The sequence below is a fragment of the Robiginitalea insularis genome, assembly GCF_052497835.1.
Genome location: NZ_CP199296.1, coordinates 138,579 through 155,051, shown reverse-complemented (window position 1 = coordinate 155,051; position 16,473 = coordinate 138,579). Strand labels below are relative to the sequence as shown.

Sequence of the window (16,473 nt, the reverse complement as noted above, 5' to 3'; positions counted from 1 at the left end):
TTCGGGCCTGGGGTCCGAAGCTTGTTAACTGTTCGTTTTTTGTGGGTTCATGATTATGATGATTGATGAATAAACTTTAACTACTTCAATGCAGGCTGACAATTCGATGCATCTTCCAGCTGTCCCCCTCGTTTTTCCAAAGGGTAATAAAGCGACTGGGTTTGGATATGGCATCGGGTTCTTCCCTGTTATAAAACTTATGCAGGCCGATTTCGACGGCCCCAAAGCCTTTGATCTCATGGACTTCAACACTTGCCGCAATCAGTTCCCGCCTTACCTTGCCACAAATGTTGGTTTTAATACTGCTGAGAATATCTGATTTTGAAAGGCTCAGCCCTCCCTGATCGTGATAAAACTCGAGGTCATCGCTAAGTAAGGCAGCCTGGGTGTCCAGATCACAATCGTTGTAAGCATCGAAATACACCTGGTCCTGTTTCAGGATGGTCTGGAATAGATCCGAATCCCTTTCAAGCTGGGCTGACAGCGTACCGGCACAGAGCAAAGTGATTACGGACAAATAGTTCAGCAGCTTTTTCATTTGATGAATTTTATGGTAATGGGATACCTGAAGTATTCCCCTTCATTGGTTCGGATAGTAGCCAGAATGGTGTAGGTGATATTGACTACAAAAATCCCCAGACTCAGGATGCCGCCGATTCCTGCCGGAACCCACAAACCTGGAAAATCAAAAAAGTTACCATCAAAATGGAAACTGAAGGGCCAGGCGTGATCAAAATCATTCCATTCCAGGAAGCCCCCGTCAAAAATATTGGGGAGAAAGCCAAGAAAAAACGGGATGGAAATCATTCCCAGGATAACACTGTAAAGCAGCAGGCTGATTTGAAAATTAAGTGCCTGTTTCCCGTGGTAGTCTACAAATTCGTATTGCTTGCGGTTAGCCATCCACAATACCAGGGGTACCAGGAAGTTTCCAAAGGGAATAAAGAACCTGCTAAAGGTGGAACCGTGAATGATCGCGGCCAGATTTCGTTCGTGTTTTGACAATGTTTCTGTCATGGCATAGTTATTTCTTATGCAAATATATATACTAAAGAAGGTATTATGCAAAACATAGTACTATAATTTAACATATAATTAACAATTTAGTGATCCACTTTTTTTGATACATTTATGTTCTAATAAATCTGTTAATGGCCCTTTCACCCGCTCAGTTCAATCGTTTTATGTTTTTTAAACTCCCCTCGGCCTGGTGGTGTGGGGTACGGTTAAAAGAAATCGACACTCAAAAGGCCATTACTTCTGTAAAACACCGCTGGGTGAACCAGAACCCATTTAAGTCCATGTTCTGGGCGGTACAGGGGATGGCAGCTGAATTCAGTACTGGGGCCCTGGTCATCCAGGAAATTCGTAAAAGTGGCAAGCCGGTCTCCATGCTCGTCTTAAATAACAAAGCAAACTTTAGCAAGAAGGCCACCGGACGGATTCAGTTTGTCTGTAATGGTGGTGACAAGGTTAGTGATGCCGTTACCCGTACCCTATCCACAGGGGAGGGGCAGACCGTTTGGCTGGAAGCCGTTGGCACGGACAGGGACGGGCAGGTAGTGAGTACTTTTTCCTTTGAATGGACCCTCAAGTTGAAATGAATTTGGAATAGGGCACTCAGGGTGGGCCATCGGTTAACAGAGGTATTTCTGCAAGTATTTCCCGGAATCTGAAATTTTAGTTATTTTAAATTCAAATAGTTTGGGTATGGGCTACTCTATGGAATTTAAAGTAAATCCACAGCATCTTGAGGTAGTCATCCAAATACAGATAGAGAAGGGAAAAGAACTGAAAGAAGCCGTAGCACGATGGACGAAAATATCCGAATTATGCAAGGAGCACCAATTGGATAAGATCCTGGCCATTATGGAATTCGATGGCTTCTACGGAGCAGAAACCAAGTTCAACCTGGTAAAAAAGGCTTCGGGCTTTGGATGGGATCCCGGCTATCGATTGGCTGTAGTAGTCCAAAATGACCAACAGTATGCTGAGATGCTGTTTACGCAAACAGCTATGGACAACATGGGATATCAAATGAAGTTGTTCAAAAACCCGCGCAAAGGTCGCAAGTGGTTGCTGGGCTAACGCACAGGTGTAACAAAAACCAAACTAAAGCTACTGATCAGCCACGAGATGGCTGGCAACGCCAAATAGCTGTAATTTTAAAAGGCTGGTTTCACGGATATATCCGGAAGACAGCTATCGATAACATAAAAACACAACTAACCTTAAGACAAAAAACCTATGAATGCACACGAAATAGACTTTGAAATCCACGGCGAAGAGATGCAGTATGTATCGGTTGAACTCGATCCTATGGAAGCTGTAGTCGCCGAGGCCGGATCCTTTATGATGATGGATCCCAACATCCGGATGGAAACCATTTTCGGGGACGGCTCCAAGAAGGATACGGGGGTCCTGGGCAAAATCTTTTCTGCCGGAAAGCGGATTTTGACAGGGGAGAGCCTTTTTATGACGGCTTTTTACAACGACGGGCAGGCCAAAAGGTCTGTTAGTTTTGCTTCGCCTTACCCGGGAAAAATTGTTCCTATAGACCTTTCAGAAAAAGGAGGAAAGTTTATCTGCCAGAAAGACGCTTTCCTCTGCGCCGCCAAAGGGGTATCTGTAGGGATAGAATTTTCAAAGCGCCTGGGGCGTGGTTTTTTTGGCGGGGAAGGTTTTATCATGCAAAAACTGGAAGGTGACGGAATGGCTTTTGTACATGCAGGGGGGACCATGGCCCGAAGGGAGTTGCAGCCCGGAGAGAAACTTCGCGTAGATACCGGTTGCCTGGTAGGTTTTTCCCAGACAGTGGATTACGATATTGAATTTATAGGCGGGATCCGCAATACCCTTTTCGGGGGAGAAGGCCTGTTTTTTGCGACCTTAACGGGACCGGGTGTGGTCTATATCCAATCCCTTCCCTTCAGCAGACTGGCCGACCGTATCTGGGCGGCGGCTCCCAAAGGTGGGGGAAAGGACAAAGGCGAAGGCAGTATTCTGGGCGGACTGGGAGACCTTATTGACGGGGATAACCGGTTTTAATTCCCCGATGGCATTAGAAAAACGCCATCTGATATCGAAATAAGGGATGCAAAGCCCCTGAAAATTCAATTCAGGGGCTTTGTTTATATTTAAACCGGGGAGGGGAGGGCCCTGTCCCCGCAATGTTTCATTTTCCCGAAAAGATTTATGGATTTTAAAGCATTACTTGCGTTTTTAGAAGAACTCAACCAAAACAATTCCAAGGATTGGATGGATCGCCACCGTAGCCGCTATAAGGCTTTGCGCCATGAATTTATCCGGTGGCTGGACGGGCTGGATTCTGAACTGGCACAAATGGATCCTGATTATTACCCGACACCTGGTAAAAGGGGGATCAACAGGATAAACAATAACCTGATGTTTCACCCGAACAAGCCTGTTTACAAGGACCATTTCGGAGCCGGTCTGGATAAGGCTCCAAAAACTGCTGATTTCTACATTGAAATAGGATTGAAAGGATCTTTTCTGGCGGGTGGCCTCTGGCGCCCGGATCCTGAACGACTCAACAGGGTCAGGGCTGCAATCGACTATGACGGGGAAGTCTTGCAAGCTATTTTGCAAAAGCCATCCTTTAATAAAATGTTTGGAAGCCTCTATAAGGATGAAATGCTGCAGGGCATGCCCAAAGGCTATCCTGCCAATCATCCGCAGGCAGACCTGTTAAAACAGAAAACATTTGCAGTGGTGCGGAATTTGCCCGAAGAGGCGATATTTAGTCCCGATTTTGAGAAAAAGATCTTTGAAACCTATTTTGAAATGCTCCCTTTCAGACGTTATCTCAATAAAGCCCTGTCTGTGGCAACCTAAAAACCAAAGAAAAACACAGATGCCCTTAAACCAGAGACTGCGAAACATTCAAAAGGAAATCTTATCGGATGCCTGGTACAAACTGTACCGTTATACCTTTGACTATTTGCGGAGCGACGGTAGTTGGGACCGACAGCAGCGCGAAGCCTATGACAGAGGAAACGGGGCAGCCGTATTATTGTATAATCCGCAGGCGGAGACCATCCTGCTAACTTCACAGTTCCGGATGCCAACTTATATTAACGGGAATCCGACGGGTTTCCTTACTGAGGCCTGCGCTGGGGTACTTGATCAGGCAGAACCGGAGATTTGTATTCAAAGGGAAATCCTTGAGGAAACCGGATACAGCGTCGCGGGTGTGGAACAAGTGATGGAGGTATATACCTCCCCGGGAGCCGTGACGGAGAGGATGTTCCTTTTTGTTGCACGGTATAATGCAGCAATGAAACAGAACGAAGGGGGAGGGCTTGCTGCCGAATCAGAAGACATTGAACTTTTGGAGTGGACTTATAAAGAGGCATTACAGGCAATGGAAAATAACCAAATCAGGGATGCCAAAACCCTCTTACTACTGCAATATGCAGCGCTCTACGGCCCCCTAAAAGCGACGTTTGAAAAATTCTAGTAGTGTTCCCGTACCCAATTCAGTACTCGCTGCATTCGATCACGGATCAGACGGGTAGGTTGGATGTAGTGGTTGTTCATAAAACTGAAGATCACAGTCTTGCCGGATTTACAGAGCAGATATCCGCTGAGGCTATGGTTATTGCTGAGGGTTCCTGTTTTTCCAAAAATATAGGGGCCGGCTTCGTCCCTGAAGTAATCTTTCAGTGTGCCATCTGCTCCTCCCTGTGCCAATAAACCAAACAGCCGTTGCCGTGGTACCTCCCGGTACATCCTGTTTAAGAGGTAAACCAGGGATTCCGGGGAAGTGAGGTTATAGCGGGAGAGGCCGGAAGCATCCACCCAGCGCCCTTTCTGAGGTAAGCTGGCTAAATGCTCTTTCAAAATATAATCCCTGGCGATTTCAAAACTCAGTTCATCCCCAAGGGTGGAAGACACCATAAGGAAAGTCTGTTCGGCCAGGAAGTTATCGCTTTGCTGCATCATGCGCCGCAAAAGGCTATCGGTAGGGATACCCTCAAGCACAAGGAAATCTTCGCCTGAGGGATCAGCCCCCTGATTCAATTCCTTCCCTGTGGCTTCACCCCAGAGGCTCAATTGCAGGTCAAAGTCCAGTCGCAATGGGACGTGCAGGGTATCGGGGATGTTTCCCTTGATGTAAAAACGGTTCCGGGTCAAATCCCGGCGTCTTTTGCCTTCAGTTACTACGATGCTGTCTTTGAAAATTCGGGGGAGGATCTCAAGCCCCTGACTGCTTTGCTGTAGCCGCAGCACATTGCCATAAATGGGTAAGGCGGTTTTTTCGGGCATATACCCACGGTCAAAGTCCTCCCAGGCCCATCCCGGGGCCCAGTAGGGTTCCTCCAGGTTTTGCCGGGTCAGGATGGTGCCGCTTTGTTCCTTTAAAAAATGTATTGCCGTACTGTCCTGAAAGAAGGGATGAAGGGTGGCAGGATAACCGGTTCCCAGTATATACAGCAAATCTCCTTCGTATTGGTATTTCAGTGCCGGCAGCTTTTCGGGGAGTGTTTTGAGCGCAGCATACAGGGTAAATAGCTTCTGATTGCTGGCCGGAGTGAAAAGTCTTTTTGCGTTTTGGGAGTAAATGGTATCCCGGTTGCTGGCATCTATTATTAAGAGCCCGGTAAACTGATCGGCCACTACCTGATCACCCACCTGATTGCTTACGAAACGGTTAATTTTCCGATTGGTGGAACAACTGCTTACAACAATTGAAAGGCCCAGTAAAAACGGGAGAAAGAAGTTTTTAGAGAGAGGGTGAATTTGCAAGGGGTTTGATGCTATTCAACGAAATTAACAAGAAATTATTTAATTTTTAACGGGAGCCGAACAATAATAAAATCATTTTTTTGGTTAATTTTGAAGTAACAACAGTCTAACTAAACATTCTGAAACATGGCTCAAGCGATGTTGGAGTATACCAAAATGGTACTCCAGAAGGTAAGTTTTGATGCACGCTTATTTAGTAGAGAACTGAAAAAAGCAATCGATCGGCTCTTACCAAAAGAATTAGAAGAGTTAAAAAAATGGCTTTTGCAGTTTACAACAGATAAGCCAGAATTACAGCAAAGCCTGGTTTATCTACCGGTTTAAAAATAAGGTCCCCTCAGCTGTGGGGACTTTTTCTTTTTTGGAGAAACCGATCGGGTAAAATTCAGGTATTCATCTTTTTGGACGGATTGATGATGCGTACGTCCTGAAAGACTATTGCCCCCCTGACTACAGCGGCAATGGTTTCCCTGATTGCAGCGGTTATTTGCTGCTTGAGTTCTTTTTTATGATAAATCAGGCTAACTTCCCGGGCGGGGGGCGGCTCCTGAAAATATTTCAGCCGGTTCCTGCGCTTATCGTCCAGCCCCAAAGTGTGCAAATAGGGGAGTAGCGTCATTCCCATTTGCTCATCAGCAAGGTTCAGCAAGGTTTCAAAACTGCCGCTTTGCAGTTGAAAATGGTCCTGACTGGGATTAAATCCCGCTTTACAGAGATTGATCACCCCGTCCCGGAAGCAATGCCCGTCTTCCAGCAGCAGGATATCGTTAATATCCAGGTCTTCCGGCTTTAATTTGCCCGACTGCGAAAGCCTGTGTGAATCCGGAACATAGGCCACAAAGGGTTCGTAATACAATGGTCGCTCTACCAAATCATCAACTCCCAGAGGGGTTGCTGCGATGGCCGCATCCAGGTGCCCTTCTCTGAGATTTTTAATCAGGCTTTCCGTGCTTTGTTCTTTGATCATCAACTGCACCTTTGGATAGGTATTGATAAATGTTTTCAGGAACATGGGCAGTAGTGTAGGCATTACTGTTGGAATAATACCCAGGGTATAGGTTCCGCCAATAAATCCTTTTTCCTGATCGACGATATCCTTTATGCGGGCTGCCTCATTTACAATGTTACGTGCCTGATCCACAATTTTCTGCCCGGCTTCGGTTATGGAAATGGGTTTCTTGCTGCGGTCAAAAATTTGTATATCCAGTTCGTCCTCTAATTTTTGGACCTGCATGCTGAGGGTAGGCTGGGTTACAAAGCTCTTCTCAGCTGCAACCGTAAAATTCCGGTATTCGGCTACCGCAAGTACGTATTGAAGCTGGGTGATGGTCATAGACGGATCCTTTTCTACATTAAAATTAAAAAATGTATTGAAAAAACTGATTGTTAAGCTATTCAATATTCAATTTTTTTATGCAAAGCCTTAAGCATTATGGAAATAAACCGTATATGGTTACCTACTGGGCAGGCTAAGGCCCTTCCAGCAGATCTGAATACGAGGCTGGCTAATTTTCAGACCAATTATCAGAACCTCAGGGGGATACATTGGAATCTACCGGCCTCTGTAAAAGCAGATGACGAAGGTGCCAATGCCATGATGAGTGATTATATCACCAAACCGGAAAAAACCGTCAGAGTGTTGAAGGCCCGGCTGGCCGAGAAAGTTTAGCCGGAATTAAAACTACTCGCCGGTGCTGGTGTTTCCTCTGTTCGAATCACAGCCTGTATCAGGAATCGAAGCGTACTTTTTGTAATAGTTACGAAACCCCTGGCAGATCCTCTGTGTTTAAATGAGCTGCTACCGGATTTTTGTCAACTACCTGAGATCCTTGTATCCAGCCAGGTTAAGTATTTCACCTGGCGCTAGCTTACTCAGCTCCAGGACATTTTTTCCTGACTTTTCCATAGCCCGCCTGATAAGGTAATTCCCCGCCCGATATCCTATGTAGGTTCTACCATCAGGGTGTTCCCCCATTACCCAATCTGAGTAACTTGCATTAAGTGGAAGATCCAAAATTTCCTTTACCCAGGTATCGGTCTCATCGGTGTATGCATTTACTGTATTTATATCTCCTGTGTATACCTCTGAAAAAACAACGGCCAATCCTTCATTGACCATGGCGTTGGGAATCCCCGGTCCAAACTTGTTATCCTGTATGGCCCAGCCGCGGTATAAATGGTGGAATTCGTGGAAAATTGTGGATCGCAACCCGGTTGCCAGTGAATCAGCAATGCCTCCCTGGAAATTGTTGGATACTTGAATCAGCACAAGGGGAGGTGAGTTGCGCTCCGTCCTGCCGGTAACACCATCCACTAAGTCCAAATTCCAGTCTACCTGTTCAATTATAACCCGTATGCTGTCCGGAAGGTTTGGTATCAGCTCTCTTACTTCTTTTTCTGCATGGGATACAGCCTTTTGGATAAATGCTTTTTTTTGTGTCGAAAATTTCAAGGAGTCTTCCTGGAAAATAACCTCCACATTCGCTGTAGTGGTGTGCTTCGAATCAGGATTACAGGAAAAAATCCATGAGACCGGAATAATCAAAAGGAGGCTTCTGAGTAATTTCTTCATCTCTTATTGCTTTTAGAAAACAAGACGAGGTAATTAATCTAATGTTACAACAAAACAAGACCTTGGAAAGTACAAACACCAGGCTTCAGAGATTGTCCTTCCCAGGATTGGTAGGATAATTTAATTTCCCCTTTTTCGTTCAGGAGGTTTTCAAGTACAACTCTTATGGTTGCACCTGTGTTTTGCTGTGCATTGGAAGTAAAGATACCCACAATGTAAATCACAATGTAAATACTAATAAGCAATAATGATCTCATGGTTGTTGTTTTTTGATTAATACGGATCAAAGTTGCGGGATCCTCTTTGCCAATCGTAATCCGATCAACCCAACTGTAAAAAAGGCTGCTGAATTGTCGGGAGCTTCTTTCTGGGGACCGGCGATAGGGCCTAATAGGTAACCCTTAGGGCTCCCGCAGGTCAAACTCCATTCGGATATCACTGCGCTCGTAGGGAGAAGTGGGTAAATTTACTTCGCGGAACCCTAATTTTCGATACAGGGACAGGGCAGGAACCAACAGCGTACTGCTTTCCAGATAAATTCGCTGAGCCCCTTTCTTCCTTGCCAAATCGAGAAGTCCGGAGAGTAGTTGTTGTCCAAAGCCCTTTCCCTGGAAATCGGGAGCAACGGCCATTTTTGCAAGTTCATAAGAGTATTGAGGGTAGGGGCTTATCAAAAGCGCACCAACGGCCACTACTTCTTTGCCAAGCACTCCTACGAGGATATGTCCCCCTTTATCCAGAATGTACCCTTTTGGATTGCCCAGAGAAAGGTAATCGGGCTGTTCCATTTTGAAATAGGTGCGGATCCAGGCCTCATTTAAAGAGCGAAAGGCGCTGGCATGCTCCTCCCTGAAAGGTTCAAGCACAAGTTCTTTGCCAGCAGATACAGACATGGTTGCGTGAATATCAGCTACCGCTAGCAGGCACTGATTTATCCGGTTTGCCCAAAATTTCCACAATCCAGTAAATTAATTGCCCAATGCCGTTGGCAAAAACAAATAACAATATCCAGACTAATAACAGGTTGTTTTGCTGCAAATCCGGGTTTTTGGCTGCATGTACTATATAAAAAACCAGGGACCCCAGTGAAATCAGGATAACCAGGAAAATAACGATAAAGAAGATACCCAGGCCTCCGAGGATGGCCATAGGGGGTTCGGATGAATAGTGGCCAAAATCGCCTTCCCGCCGGATAATTTCAAAAATAAAGGACAAATAGGTAATGAGTAAAAGGAATACGCTTATTAGCGGGGCCAGGGCAAAAAAGCCCTGCCAGAATTTATTGTTGAGCATGGGTTAGGTCTTTCTTATAAAGATACCCATATTAACGGATTCAATCAAGATTTTTTTTGCCCATTGCTCTGGCGATTGCCCGGGAATTTGACCCCCTTTTGTTCAGTTCTTCCACAATTCGCGGGTGGTCTGCTTCGCGTCCCTGGGATAGCTTATACGCTGCTTCAATTTGAGTTATGCGGATTCGAAACCCAACAATACCGCGTATCTGTCTCATGGTCTTTTCAGACATGTCATGAAGGGAAACAGGTTCGGCAGACCCTTTTTCGTATTTGTCAACCATGCGGTGTAATGAAGCCAGAAGGGCTTCTTCATCGAGTTGTTGGTACACCCCGCGCACCTGAACCGAAATATAATTCCAGGTGGGTACTTCTTCATCCTGATACCAGGAAGAGGAAACGTAGGAATGAGGACCATTAAAGATGCACAATACCTCCTGACCCTCCTTCAGGTTTTTCCAATGCGGGTTGGCCCGTGCAAAATGCCCGTAAAGGTACAATTCAGGGCCTGATTCTTTTTCCAGTTCCAGCGGCAGATGAGTTGCCAGGGGGGCGGCTCCTTCCTTTTCAGCGGATATCAAAATTCCAAAAGCATTTTCCCGGATAAAGGTTCTTACCTGTTCCGCATTGGTGTTCTTATAAACGGGTGGGATGTACATACTAACTAATTTTCGCAGACCTAAACGAAAATACATATTATACCCCATCTGTTACAGTTGGTCCGCCATATTTGGCAATTCGGTAAATAATATCCTGCGCAGCGCGCCCCGGTGAGCTATCTTTAAACCCGGGCCCGGCTGGTTTCTAACAAAGAGCTGGGCGTATTTTTTATAACTTTATGGCAGGGCACCGGAAAGACAATTGTTCTTTCAGTGCAATTCCGCCCACAGAAAGAAGGCACGTACTACATGAAGACCGTCATTAAAGAATTTGTAAGAGCTACCCTTATAGGAGTAATCCTCTTTCTGCTTTTCACCGGAATACGTTTTTTTAACGGATATCAGATTGCATTTGATGCTGAGCTCTGGAAGGACTTCTCCAGGCATATGGTCTTTAACTGGATCATTTACATGGCTAATTTCTACGTTTTCAGGTTTCAGTTTATCAAATGGGGCCCTGCCATGTTCCATTGGAAACGCCTGGCCTATGCCATTTCAATCCATACCCTGGTGTCTCTGGTTGCTGTTTTTATTGCCCGGTATTTAATTATATCTGTGAGCCTCGGGATTGGATTCCAGGAATTCATTGCGCAGGAAGTGCCGGAGTATTACTATAATTCTATATTTCTGGCACTGATCATTGCCGGCATCTTTTATGCCTTTTTTTACTACAAACACCGGCAGGAACACCGTGTAAAGGAACAAAAGATCATTGCCGGAACAGCCTCGGCCCAGTTTGATGCCTTAAAAAACCAGCTCGATCCGCATTTCCTCTTTAACAGCCTGAATGTACTCACCAGCCTGATAGAGGAAGACCCGGAGCAGGCTCAGCGGTTTACTACGGCCCTATCCAAGGTATACCGATATGTCCTGGAACAAAAAAACAAAGAATTGGTTCCGGTAGATGAGGAATACGCCTTTGCGAACACGTATATAAAACTGCTCAAGATGCGTTTTGAAGACAGCATTGTTTTTGAAATCCCCCAGCAATGTTCGGATCCGCAGGCCAAAATAGTACCCTTGTCCCTGCAATTATTGCTCGAAAATGCCGTAAAACACAATGTTGTAAATGCTGGTAATCCCTTGCGAATCGTGGTCAGGGAGGACGATGGCTTTATTGTAGTTTCCAATAATTTACAGGAAAAGCAGGTGGTCCGTAAATCCAGTGGGGTGGGCCTGCAAAATATTCTGCAGCGTTATTCCCTCTTGTCCGAGCGGCAGCCCCTTATCCATAAAACGGCAGATACCTTTAGTGTTGCAATTCCTATGCTTACGCGGCAGGTAAGCGTTCAGCAAACACAGGAAGATTATATTTCTGACAAGCGCTATGAAAAAGCCAGGGAGCGGGTAGAGGCCATTAAGGAATTTTACAGCAATCTCGGATCCTATTTACTTGTTATCCCGTTTTTATTCTGGTTGAATTTCAGAACTACAGACTTTCTCTGGGCAGTTTTCCCGGCCCTGGGGTGGGGTTTTGGCCTGGTAATGCATGGGATGAAGGCCTATGGATACAACCCGCTTTGGGGCAAGAGATGGGAGGAGCGCAAGATACAGGAGTTGATGGACCGGGAAGACTTCTGATCCCACTCTGTGCTGATTTTACAATTCAGGTCCCTTTTATGACAATTCGGAAAACAATAATTCAATTTGCAAACAACAGTTCCGACTTTTGATTCAAATCAATAAACGAATAGTCATGAAAACTTTTGAAGAACAGGAAAAATACGAAAGGGCCAGAAAAAGAGTAGCTTGTATTAAGGGATTTTACTCCAATTTACTGGCCTACCTGATTGTCATCCCTTTTTTATTCTGGCTTAACTCCCGTACCTCAAGTTTTCTTTGGGCTCTAATTCCGGCCGTCGCTTGGGGGCTGGGTCTTATCATCAATGGGATGTGTGCCTACGGATACAGCCCTTTTCTGGGGAAGAACTGGGAACAACGCAAAATAAGGGAATTGATGTCCCAGGATGATTTTTAAACACTGATCATTATTAAAACATAACCATGGAAGATTTTAGTAAAGAAAACAAATACTTACGAGCCAAGGAGCGAGTGGAAGAATTGAAGAAATTCTACGGAAATCTCACCTCTTACATTATGGTGATGATTTTGCTGGCCGTCATAAATTACCTTACCAATGAATGGCGCTACATGTGGTTCCTTTGGGCTGCTTTTGGATGGGGTATCGGCTTGTTTTTCCATGCCTTGAGGACCTTTAACCTCAATCCTTTTTTCGGAAAGGAATGGGAGGAGCGCAAGATCAAGGAATTCCTGAATGAAGATGATAAACCTGCCAATCGCTGGGAATAAAGTTACAAGGCATAAGCTGCCAGCAATAAATAAAAAGATCATGGAAGATTCACAACAACACCAAAAATATCTCAGGGCAAAAGAGCGCCTGGAGGAATTAAAAAAGTTCTACAATAACCTGGCTGCCTACATTATTGTAAATGGTATTTTATTGGTCATCAATTATTACGATAATATGTGGCGCGAGATGTGGGTATTATTCGTAATAGCCATTTGGGGGATCGTATTGGTTTTCCAGGCCCTTCGTGTTTTTAACCTCCTGCCCTTTCTGGGACCCGGCTGGGAGGCTCGTAAAATGCAAGAACTAATGCGGGAAGAAGATTCCTATGAGAAAAAATGGAAATAATGGAATACAAAGGCACACAGGTTGAGCAGCAGAGTAAACTGCAGCGCGCCAAAAAGCGGGTAGAGGAGATCAAGGGATTCTATATCCACCTGACCATTTACCTTATAATCAATATCTTTATTATTGTCCTTCTGGGATATGTACAGGGAGGCGAAGACCGCTTCGTACTTACCTGGCCCAACCTCGGAACGGGCTTTTTCTGGGGAATTGGCCTGGCCATACATGGGATCCGGGTATTTCGGTTCAATCCTTTTTTTGGAAAGGAGTGGGAGCAGCGTCAGATCCAGAAATTTATAGAAGAGGACAAGCGGGAGGCAGAAAAGTTTAAAAACCGATAATACGTTTGAGTGTTCGCCCATGGAAGTATTGATTATTGAAGACGAAAAGCCGGCAGCAAGGAGGTTGGCACGTTTACTGGAAGTATGCGGGGTTAGCGTTTCGCATATGTTGCATTCCGTGGAAGAATCTATCAATTGGTTTAATTCACATTCGCACCCCGACCTGATCTTTCTGGATATTCAATTATCGGACGGCCTTTCTTTTGAAATATTTGATGCAGTGGAAATACGGAGTCCCATCATTTTCACAACCGCATATGACGAATACGCCCTGCAGGCATTCAAACTTAATAGTATTGATTATCTGCTAAAACCAATAGATGAAGAAGAGCTTCAGTCTGCCATTGAACAATACAGAAAACACACTCCTTCAAAAGAAGGCCTGAAGATAGACTTTGAGGATATTCGAAACATGTTGGTAAATCCATTGGAGCGGGAGTTTAAAAAACGATTTACAGCCAAAGTAGGGCAGCATATTAAGATCATCAACGCCGAGGATATTGAGTGTTTCTACAGTGAAAACAAGGGAACCTATGCGGCCACCGCAGACGGGAGAAATTACCTGCTGGACACTACCCTGGAGCAACTCGAAAGCGAATTATCCCCGGACACCTTTTTCAGGGTCAGTCGAAAATTCTACATCCATATCAATCATATCAGCGATATCATTTCTTACTCCAATTCCCGTCTAAAAATCAAATTAAATCGGTACAGTGAACAGGAAATCATTGTAAGTCGGGAACGCGTAAAAGATTTTAAGCTTTGGTTAGAGTAAAGAGGTTTAAAACACTGGATTGTAGTAAACTAATTGCTACTATAGAATTTTCTTATAGTTTATTTTTCTCTTTATTTTCAACCCGATTTTCATCAAAAGAGGAGGGAAGGAGCTTTGGGATCAGTTTTATAAAAATAGGAAGTAGCACGGCTCCTCCTGGCAACAAAAAGATGGCCAGGGAAGGAATGCTTTTAAAGATATCCAGCAATTGATTCTGCACCTTTTTTTTCTCCTCAGCGCTCAGTTCCCGAAGGGTCGATTTGGATAACAATAGCATCAATTCACCACTTTGTTGTAATTCTTTTCTAAGTCGCTTGCTATTCCTGCTGATCAGTTTATCCACCAGTCTGGACATGCTTTCATAAAGTTGCCCGCCAGTATTGGACTGTTTAAGGTAAAAAGCCTGGTTGGCATGCAACTTAAAAAATGTCTGTACATCTTTCAGTGCAGAAACCACCTGCGATTCCTCAAAACCAAGAATGTTCCCCTGCCGAATTGCAAAGCTGTGTTCCACCAACTCAATAGATTCGTCTTCCCAAACGGTCAAACAAATGATGTCCAGAAAATACTGGGCCACATCCGTATTCCTGTAAGCCGCAAGCAGCTTTTTAAAATCCTCTGTATTACATGGTTTCTGGGCATCGAGAAAGGAGCGTGATGCCTCAAAAACCTCCCTTAGCTTTTGGGTGCTTTTACCCGGCTTGCGATATTCCAGGGAGTGGTAAACCAGATTAATCACCATAGCTTCCATCTGGTGCGCAGTGGATTTCAAATCATGGGTGCCTTTTAAATAGGACCGGTAGGTAAGCAGGTCAACCGCCAGCAGGGAATTGGTAATCAAGCTATTAAAAGTTCTGCTTAAAATGGATTCCCCCAAATAAACCCTGGAATCCAGTAATTTCTCCAACTGGGAAGAAGGTTTTCCTCCGCTGAAAATCTTTTGCAATAAATTGGGCTGACCGAGTTCCAGACCTTTATAGAAGGACAGTACACTTCTTAAAAACTCCTTGTACTTGTTGTCCCCGGTGATAATCCTGTAACTGAAGTAAAGTCCGGCCAGTAAGTTGACCTTGGCATTTTCGTCCTGCGATAAAGGGTGGGTAGGCTCAACATAGGTAGGGATTCCGATATTGATCCCATAAGTAAAGCCACAGGATTTTAGATCCCTGTCCAGCGAGGGGAGGTCCGGATAGGGCGATATCGTTTTTTCAGTAAGGTGACCGAATTTATCGATCCAACCGGATGCTGACGGGTTCATGTCCGTAAATTTTCAAATTCAAAAGTAATTAAAAAAAGGTATGACCCCTGTGTTAAGGAGGGCAGCTTCTCAAAAGCTATTAATTATTAATAGTCTGTAAGAAACCGAATAGACTATCTTTATGGGTCCAAATCGAAACGCTACAGAACACAAATGCTTACTGTACCGGGAGAGCCGTACTGTTAAAGCTTGAACCAAACCTTAAACTATATGTTATGGAAATATTTTTGTTTTGCATCTGGGCGGCGGCAATGGTAATAATTGCCCTTAAGGTATACGCAGCCCATCAGTCTTTAAAAAAATGAATTACAGGACCTGATTTTGGTTAAACTGGGGGATCAAAAAAAAAAGGAACCCCGGGCAAAAACGATATGTTTCCGTCCGGGGGTTTGTAACCATTCAGTATTGTTATTCAGAAAATGAACTTAATAAATATATTTTAGCTACTCAATAATTCCGGTACAGCTTATGCGAGCCCCGGCTGCACCACTTGGTTGTGACACGAAATCATCCACACCCTGGTGTACAATTACAGCCTTACCCACAATGTTTTTATTTGGATCTTCACAGCCTATACACCATTGATCCGTTTCAAAACTGACAGTGGCATTGCCATCTGCATCTGCCGTAAAGTTTCCGATATCTCCTTTATGGTATCCGCCTTCATCTCCCCATTTGCCATGCGGCTCTGCAGTCGGGTTCCAGTGCCCCCCGGTTGAGGTCCCGTCCGCAGCAGAACAATCTGCCTTTTCGTGTATATGGATGGCGTGTTCTCCTGGGGTAAGGCCTGAGAAAGTGGCAGACATGGATACCATCCCGTCATTTTGGGTAAAACTAACTTCCCCGCTTACATTACTATCGCTTTTGGGCTCCATTTTAAAAGCTATGGATTCTTCCATAACCTCTTCCTGTACCATTTCCATGCTTTCTTCAACTGCTTCTGAGGCTTCTTCGGCCTCTTTTTTGGCTTCTTTACAGCTATATGAACTCATTAGTATCAGTCCGATTAGCAGTAGGCTTATTTTTTTCATGATTTTTGACATTTGTTTATTCTTAAAGGTAAGCATAATTGGGATTGTTGTCAACCTATTTGGGTCGTGATGGTTTGCCTTTGGTAATCACGAGGTGCTGGAAGATAGGCTGCTGCAGGCTAT

At 44.7% G+C, this 16,473-nt stretch carries 24 protein-coding genes; 13 read left to right on the top strand and 11 right to left on the bottom strand.

The genetic code is table 11. The features are described from left to right. Nucleotides 1-85: 85 nt before the first annotated feature. Together ACT6NV_RS00745 and ACT6NV_RS00740 are read right to left on the bottom strand one after the other, a co-directional pair. Nucleotides 86-538: a nuclear transport factor 2 family protein gene (locus ACT6NV_RS00745; protein WP_445385376.1), complete on the bottom strand. Its 453-nt coding sequence runs from the start codon at nt 536-538 to the stop codon at nt 86-88. Beyond that, nucleotides 535-1,017 carry a DUF4870 domain-containing protein gene (locus ACT6NV_RS00740; RefSeq protein ID WP_445385375.1) on the bottom strand — a complete coding sequence of 161 codons (483 nt, stop codon included), beginning with the start codon at nt 1,015-1,017 and terminating at the stop codon, nt 535-537. Before ACT6NV_RS00740 ends, ACT6NV_RS00745 begins: the two co-directional genes overlap by 4 nt. A gap of 134 nt (nt 1,018-1,151) precedes the next feature. On the opposite strand from ACT6NV_RS00740, the gene ACT6NV_RS00735 reads away from it, so the two are divergent. The 5 genes from ACT6NV_RS00735 to ACT6NV_RS00715 all read left to right on the top strand — a co-directional run bounded on the left by ACT6NV_RS00735 (nt 1,152) and on the right by ACT6NV_RS00715 (nt 4,480). Beyond that, nucleotides 1,152-1,604, top strand: coding sequence for a DUF4442 domain-containing protein (locus ACT6NV_RS00735; RefSeq protein WP_445385374.1), 453 nt, complete (start codon nt 1,152-1,154; stop codon nt 1,602-1,604). A 106-nt stretch (nt 1,605-1,710) separates the two neighbouring features. Then, nucleotides 1,711-2,088: a hypothetical protein gene (locus tag ACT6NV_RS00730; protein WP_445385373.1), complete on the top strand. Its 378-nt coding sequence runs from the start codon at nt 1,711-1,713 to the stop codon at nt 2,086-2,088. A gap of 159 nt (nt 2,089-2,247) precedes the next feature. Then, the gene (locus ACT6NV_RS00725) at nt 2,248-3,048 is read left to right on the top strand and encodes a TIGR00266 family protein (RefSeq protein ID WP_445385372.1); all 801 of its coding nucleotides are present in this window, start codon (nt 2,248-2,250) and stop codon (nt 3,046-3,048) included. A 147-nt stretch (nt 3,049-3,195) separates the two neighbouring features. Then, nucleotides 3,196-3,855 carry a DUF2461 domain-containing protein gene (locus ACT6NV_RS00720; RefSeq protein ID WP_445385371.1) on the top strand — a complete coding sequence of 220 codons (660 nt, stop codon included), beginning with the start codon at nt 3,196-3,198 and terminating at the stop codon, nt 3,853-3,855. Between the two features lie 19 nt (nt 3,856-3,874). Next, complete coding sequence (locus ACT6NV_RS00715) at nt 3,875-4,480, top strand: NUDIX domain-containing protein (RefSeq protein ID WP_445385370.1); 606 nt, start codon at nt 3,875-3,877, stop codon at nt 4,478-4,480. Here ACT6NV_RS00715 and ACT6NV_RS00710 read toward each other — a convergent pair. After that, entirely contained in the window at nt 4,477-5,769 is a 1,293-nt protein-coding gene (locus ACT6NV_RS00710) for a D-alanyl-D-alanine carboxypeptidase/D-alanyl-D-alanine-endopeptidase (protein WP_445385369.1), read from the bottom strand. The genes ACT6NV_RS00715 and ACT6NV_RS00710 overlap by 4 nt on opposite strands. Before the next feature lie 126 nt (nt 5,770-5,895). Between ACT6NV_RS00710 and ACT6NV_RS00705 the strand changes: the two genes are divergently transcribed. Continuing rightward, nucleotides 5,896-6,093: a hypothetical protein gene (locus ACT6NV_RS00705; protein ID WP_445385368.1), complete on the top strand. Its 198-nt coding sequence runs from the start codon at nt 5,896-5,898 to the stop codon at nt 6,091-6,093. A gap of 61 nt (nt 6,094-6,154) precedes the next feature. Here the strand turns inward: ACT6NV_RS00705 and ACT6NV_RS00700 are convergent, their stop codons facing one another. Next, complete coding sequence (locus ACT6NV_RS00700; protein ID WP_445386650.1) at nt 6,155-7,102, bottom strand: LysR substrate-binding domain-containing protein; 948 nt, start codon at nt 7,100-7,102, stop codon at nt 6,155-6,157. Nucleotides 7,103-7,201: 99 nt separating this feature from the next. Here ACT6NV_RS00700 and ACT6NV_RS00695 point away from each other — a divergent pair, with 99 nt between their 5' ends. Further along, entirely contained in the window at nt 7,202-7,438 is a 237-nt protein-coding gene (locus ACT6NV_RS00695) for a hypothetical protein (protein WP_445385367.1), read from the top strand. Nucleotides 7,439-7,585: 147 nt separating this feature from the next. Here the strand turns inward: ACT6NV_RS00695 and ACT6NV_RS00690 are convergent, their stop codons facing one another. The 5 genes from ACT6NV_RS00690 to ACT6NV_RS00670 all read right to left on the bottom strand — a co-directional run bounded on the left by ACT6NV_RS00690 (nt 7,586) and on the right by ACT6NV_RS00670 (nt 10,292). Beyond that, nucleotides 7,586-8,341, bottom strand: a complete 756-nt coding sequence (locus tag ACT6NV_RS00690; protein WP_445385366.1) for a DUF2268 domain-containing putative Zn-dependent protease — start codon at nt 8,339-8,341, stop codon at nt 7,586-7,588. A gap of 44 nt (nt 8,342-8,385) precedes the next feature. Next, complete coding sequence (locus ACT6NV_RS00685) at nt 8,386-8,598, bottom strand: hypothetical protein (protein WP_445385365.1); 213 nt, start codon at nt 8,596-8,598, stop codon at nt 8,386-8,388. Nucleotides 8,599-8,742: 144 nt separating this feature from the next. Continuing rightward, a complete protein-coding gene (locus ACT6NV_RS00680; RefSeq protein ID WP_445385364.1) occupies nt 8,743-9,234 on the bottom strand; it encodes a GNAT family N-acetyltransferase in 492 nt (163 codons plus the stop codon). A 13-nt stretch (nt 9,235-9,247) separates the two neighbouring features. Then, nucleotides 9,248-9,634, bottom strand: coding sequence for a hypothetical protein (locus tag ACT6NV_RS00675; protein WP_445385363.1), 387 nt, complete (start codon nt 9,632-9,634; stop codon nt 9,248-9,250). A gap of 40 nt (nt 9,635-9,674) precedes the next feature. Next, entirely contained in the window at nt 9,675-10,292 is a 618-nt protein-coding gene (locus ACT6NV_RS00670; RefSeq protein WP_445385362.1) for an FMN-binding negative transcriptional regulator, read from the bottom strand. A gap of 249 nt (nt 10,293-10,541) precedes the next feature. On the opposite strand from ACT6NV_RS00670, the gene ACT6NV_RS00665 reads away from it, so the two are divergent. The 6 genes from ACT6NV_RS00665 to ACT6NV_RS00640 all read left to right on the top strand — a co-directional run bounded on the left by ACT6NV_RS00665 (nt 10,542) and on the right by ACT6NV_RS00640 (nt 14,061). Beyond that, nucleotides 10,542-11,873, top strand: coding sequence for a 2TM domain-containing protein (locus tag ACT6NV_RS00665; RefSeq protein ID WP_445385361.1), 1,332 nt, complete (start codon nt 10,542-10,544; stop codon nt 11,871-11,873). A 115-nt stretch (nt 11,874-11,988) separates the two neighbouring features. Further along, entirely contained in the window at nt 11,989-12,270 is a 282-nt protein-coding gene (locus ACT6NV_RS00660; RefSeq protein WP_445385360.1) for a 2TM domain-containing protein, read from the top strand. Nucleotides 12,271-12,296: 26 nt separating this feature from the next. Beyond that, entirely contained in the window at nt 12,297-12,602 is a 306-nt protein-coding gene (locus ACT6NV_RS00655; RefSeq protein WP_445385359.1) for a 2TM domain-containing protein, read from the top strand. A 40-nt stretch (nt 12,603-12,642) separates the two neighbouring features. Further along, on the top strand, nt 12,643-12,948 hold the full coding sequence (locus ACT6NV_RS00650) for a 2TM domain-containing protein (protein ID WP_445385358.1): 306 nt from the start codon (nt 12,643-12,645) through the stop codon (nt 12,946-12,948). Continuing rightward, complete coding sequence (locus tag ACT6NV_RS00645) at nt 12,948-13,286, top strand: 2TM domain-containing protein (RefSeq protein WP_445385357.1); 339 nt, start codon at nt 12,948-12,950, stop codon at nt 13,284-13,286. The genes ACT6NV_RS00650 and ACT6NV_RS00645 overlap by 1 nt, the downstream gene beginning before the upstream one ends. Nucleotides 13,287-13,305: 19 nt before the next feature. Continuing rightward, nucleotides 13,306-14,061, top strand: a complete 756-nt coding sequence (locus ACT6NV_RS00640; protein WP_445385356.1) for a LytR/AlgR family response regulator transcription factor — start codon at nt 13,306-13,308, stop codon at nt 14,059-14,061. Nucleotides 14,062-14,113: 52 nt separating this feature from the next. Here ACT6NV_RS00640 and ACT6NV_RS00635 read toward each other — a convergent pair whose 3' ends face one another. Next, nucleotides 14,114-15,319: an LETM1-related biofilm-associated protein gene (locus ACT6NV_RS00635; RefSeq protein WP_445385355.1), complete on the bottom strand. Its 1,206-nt coding sequence runs from the start codon at nt 15,317-15,319 to the stop codon at nt 14,114-14,116. Nucleotides 15,320-15,762: 443 nt separating this feature from the next. Further along, complete coding sequence (locus ACT6NV_RS00630) at nt 15,763-16,350, bottom strand: superoxide dismutase family protein (RefSeq protein ID WP_445385354.1); 588 nt, start codon at nt 16,348-16,350, stop codon at nt 15,763-15,765. Nucleotides 16,351-16,473: the final 123 nt, after the last annotated feature.

Coding starts and splice junctions, on each gene's coding strand:
- ACT6NV_RS00685 (WP_445385365.1), bottom strand. CDS start 8,598: ATGAGATCATTATTGCTTATTAGTATTTACATTGTGATTTACATTGTG.
- ACT6NV_RS00695 (WP_445385367.1), top strand. CDS start 7,202: ATGGAAATAAACCGTATATGGTTACCTACTGGGCAGGCTAAGGCCCTT.
- ACT6NV_RS00700 (WP_445386650.1), bottom strand. CDS start 7,102: ATGACCATCACCCAGCTTCAATACGTACTTGCGGTAGCCGAATACCGG.
- ACT6NV_RS00660 (WP_445385360.1), top strand. CDS start 11,989: ATGAAAACTTTTGAAGAACAGGAAAAATACGAAAGGGCCAGAAAAAGA.
- ACT6NV_RS00725 (WP_445385372.1), top strand. CDS start 2,248: ATGAATGCACACGAAATAGACTTTGAAATCCACGGCGAAGAGATGCAG.
- ACT6NV_RS00740 (WP_445385375.1), bottom strand. CDS start 1,017: ATGACAGAAACATTGTCAAAACACGAACGAAATCTGGCCGCGATCATT.
- ACT6NV_RS00745 (WP_445385376.1), bottom strand. CDS start 538: ATGAAAAAGCTGCTGAACTATTTGTCCGTAATCACTTTGCTCTGTGCC.
- ACT6NV_RS00675 (WP_445385363.1), bottom strand. CDS start 9,634: ATGCTCAACAATAAATTCTGGCAGGGCTTTTTTGCCCTGGCCCCGCTA.
- ACT6NV_RS00705 (WP_445385368.1), top strand. CDS start 5,896: ATGGCTCAAGCGATGTTGGAGTATACCAAAATGGTACTCCAGAAGGTA.
- ACT6NV_RS00650 (WP_445385358.1), top strand. CDS start 12,643: ATGGAAGATTCACAACAACACCAAAAATATCTCAGGGCAAAAGAGCGC.
- ACT6NV_RS00670 (WP_445385362.1), bottom strand. CDS start 10,292: ATGTACATCCCACCCGTTTATAAGAACACCAATGCGGAACAGGTAAGA.
- ACT6NV_RS00630 (WP_445385354.1), bottom strand. CDS start 16,350: ATGAAAAAAATAAGCCTACTGCTAATCGGACTGATACTAATGAGTTCA.
- ACT6NV_RS00720 (WP_445385371.1), top strand. CDS start 3,196: ATGGATTTTAAAGCATTACTTGCGTTTTTAGAAGAACTCAACCAAAAC.
- ACT6NV_RS00680 (WP_445385364.1), bottom strand. CDS start 9,234: ATGTCTGTATCTGCTGGCAAAGAACTTGTGCTTGAACCTTTCAGGGAG.
- ACT6NV_RS00715 (WP_445385370.1), top strand. CDS start 3,875: ATGCCCTTAAACCAGAGACTGCGAAACATTCAAAAGGAAATCTTATCG.
- ACT6NV_RS00735 (WP_445385374.1), top strand. CDS start 1,152: ATGGCCCTTTCACCCGCTCAGTTCAATCGTTTTATGTTTTTTAAACTC.
- ACT6NV_RS00635 (WP_445385355.1), bottom strand. CDS start 15,319: ATGAACCCGTCAGCATCCGGTTGGATCGATAAATTCGGTCACCTTACT.
- ACT6NV_RS00730 (WP_445385373.1), top strand. CDS start 1,711: ATGGGCTACTCTATGGAATTTAAAGTAAATCCACAGCATCTTGAGGTA.
- ACT6NV_RS00645 (WP_445385357.1), top strand. CDS start 12,948: ATGGAATACAAAGGCACACAGGTTGAGCAGCAGAGTAAACTGCAGCGC.
- ACT6NV_RS00690 (WP_445385366.1), bottom strand. CDS start 8,341: ATGAAGAAATTACTCAGAAGCCTCCTTTTGATTATTCCGGTCTCATGG.
- ACT6NV_RS00640 (WP_445385356.1), top strand. CDS start 13,306: ATGGAAGTATTGATTATTGAAGACGAAAAGCCGGCAGCAAGGAGGTTG.
- ACT6NV_RS00665 (WP_445385361.1), top strand. CDS start 10,542: ATGAAGACCGTCATTAAAGAATTTGTAAGAGCTACCCTTATAGGAGTA.
- ACT6NV_RS00655 (WP_445385359.1), top strand. CDS start 12,297: ATGGAAGATTTTAGTAAAGAAAACAAATACTTACGAGCCAAGGAGCGA.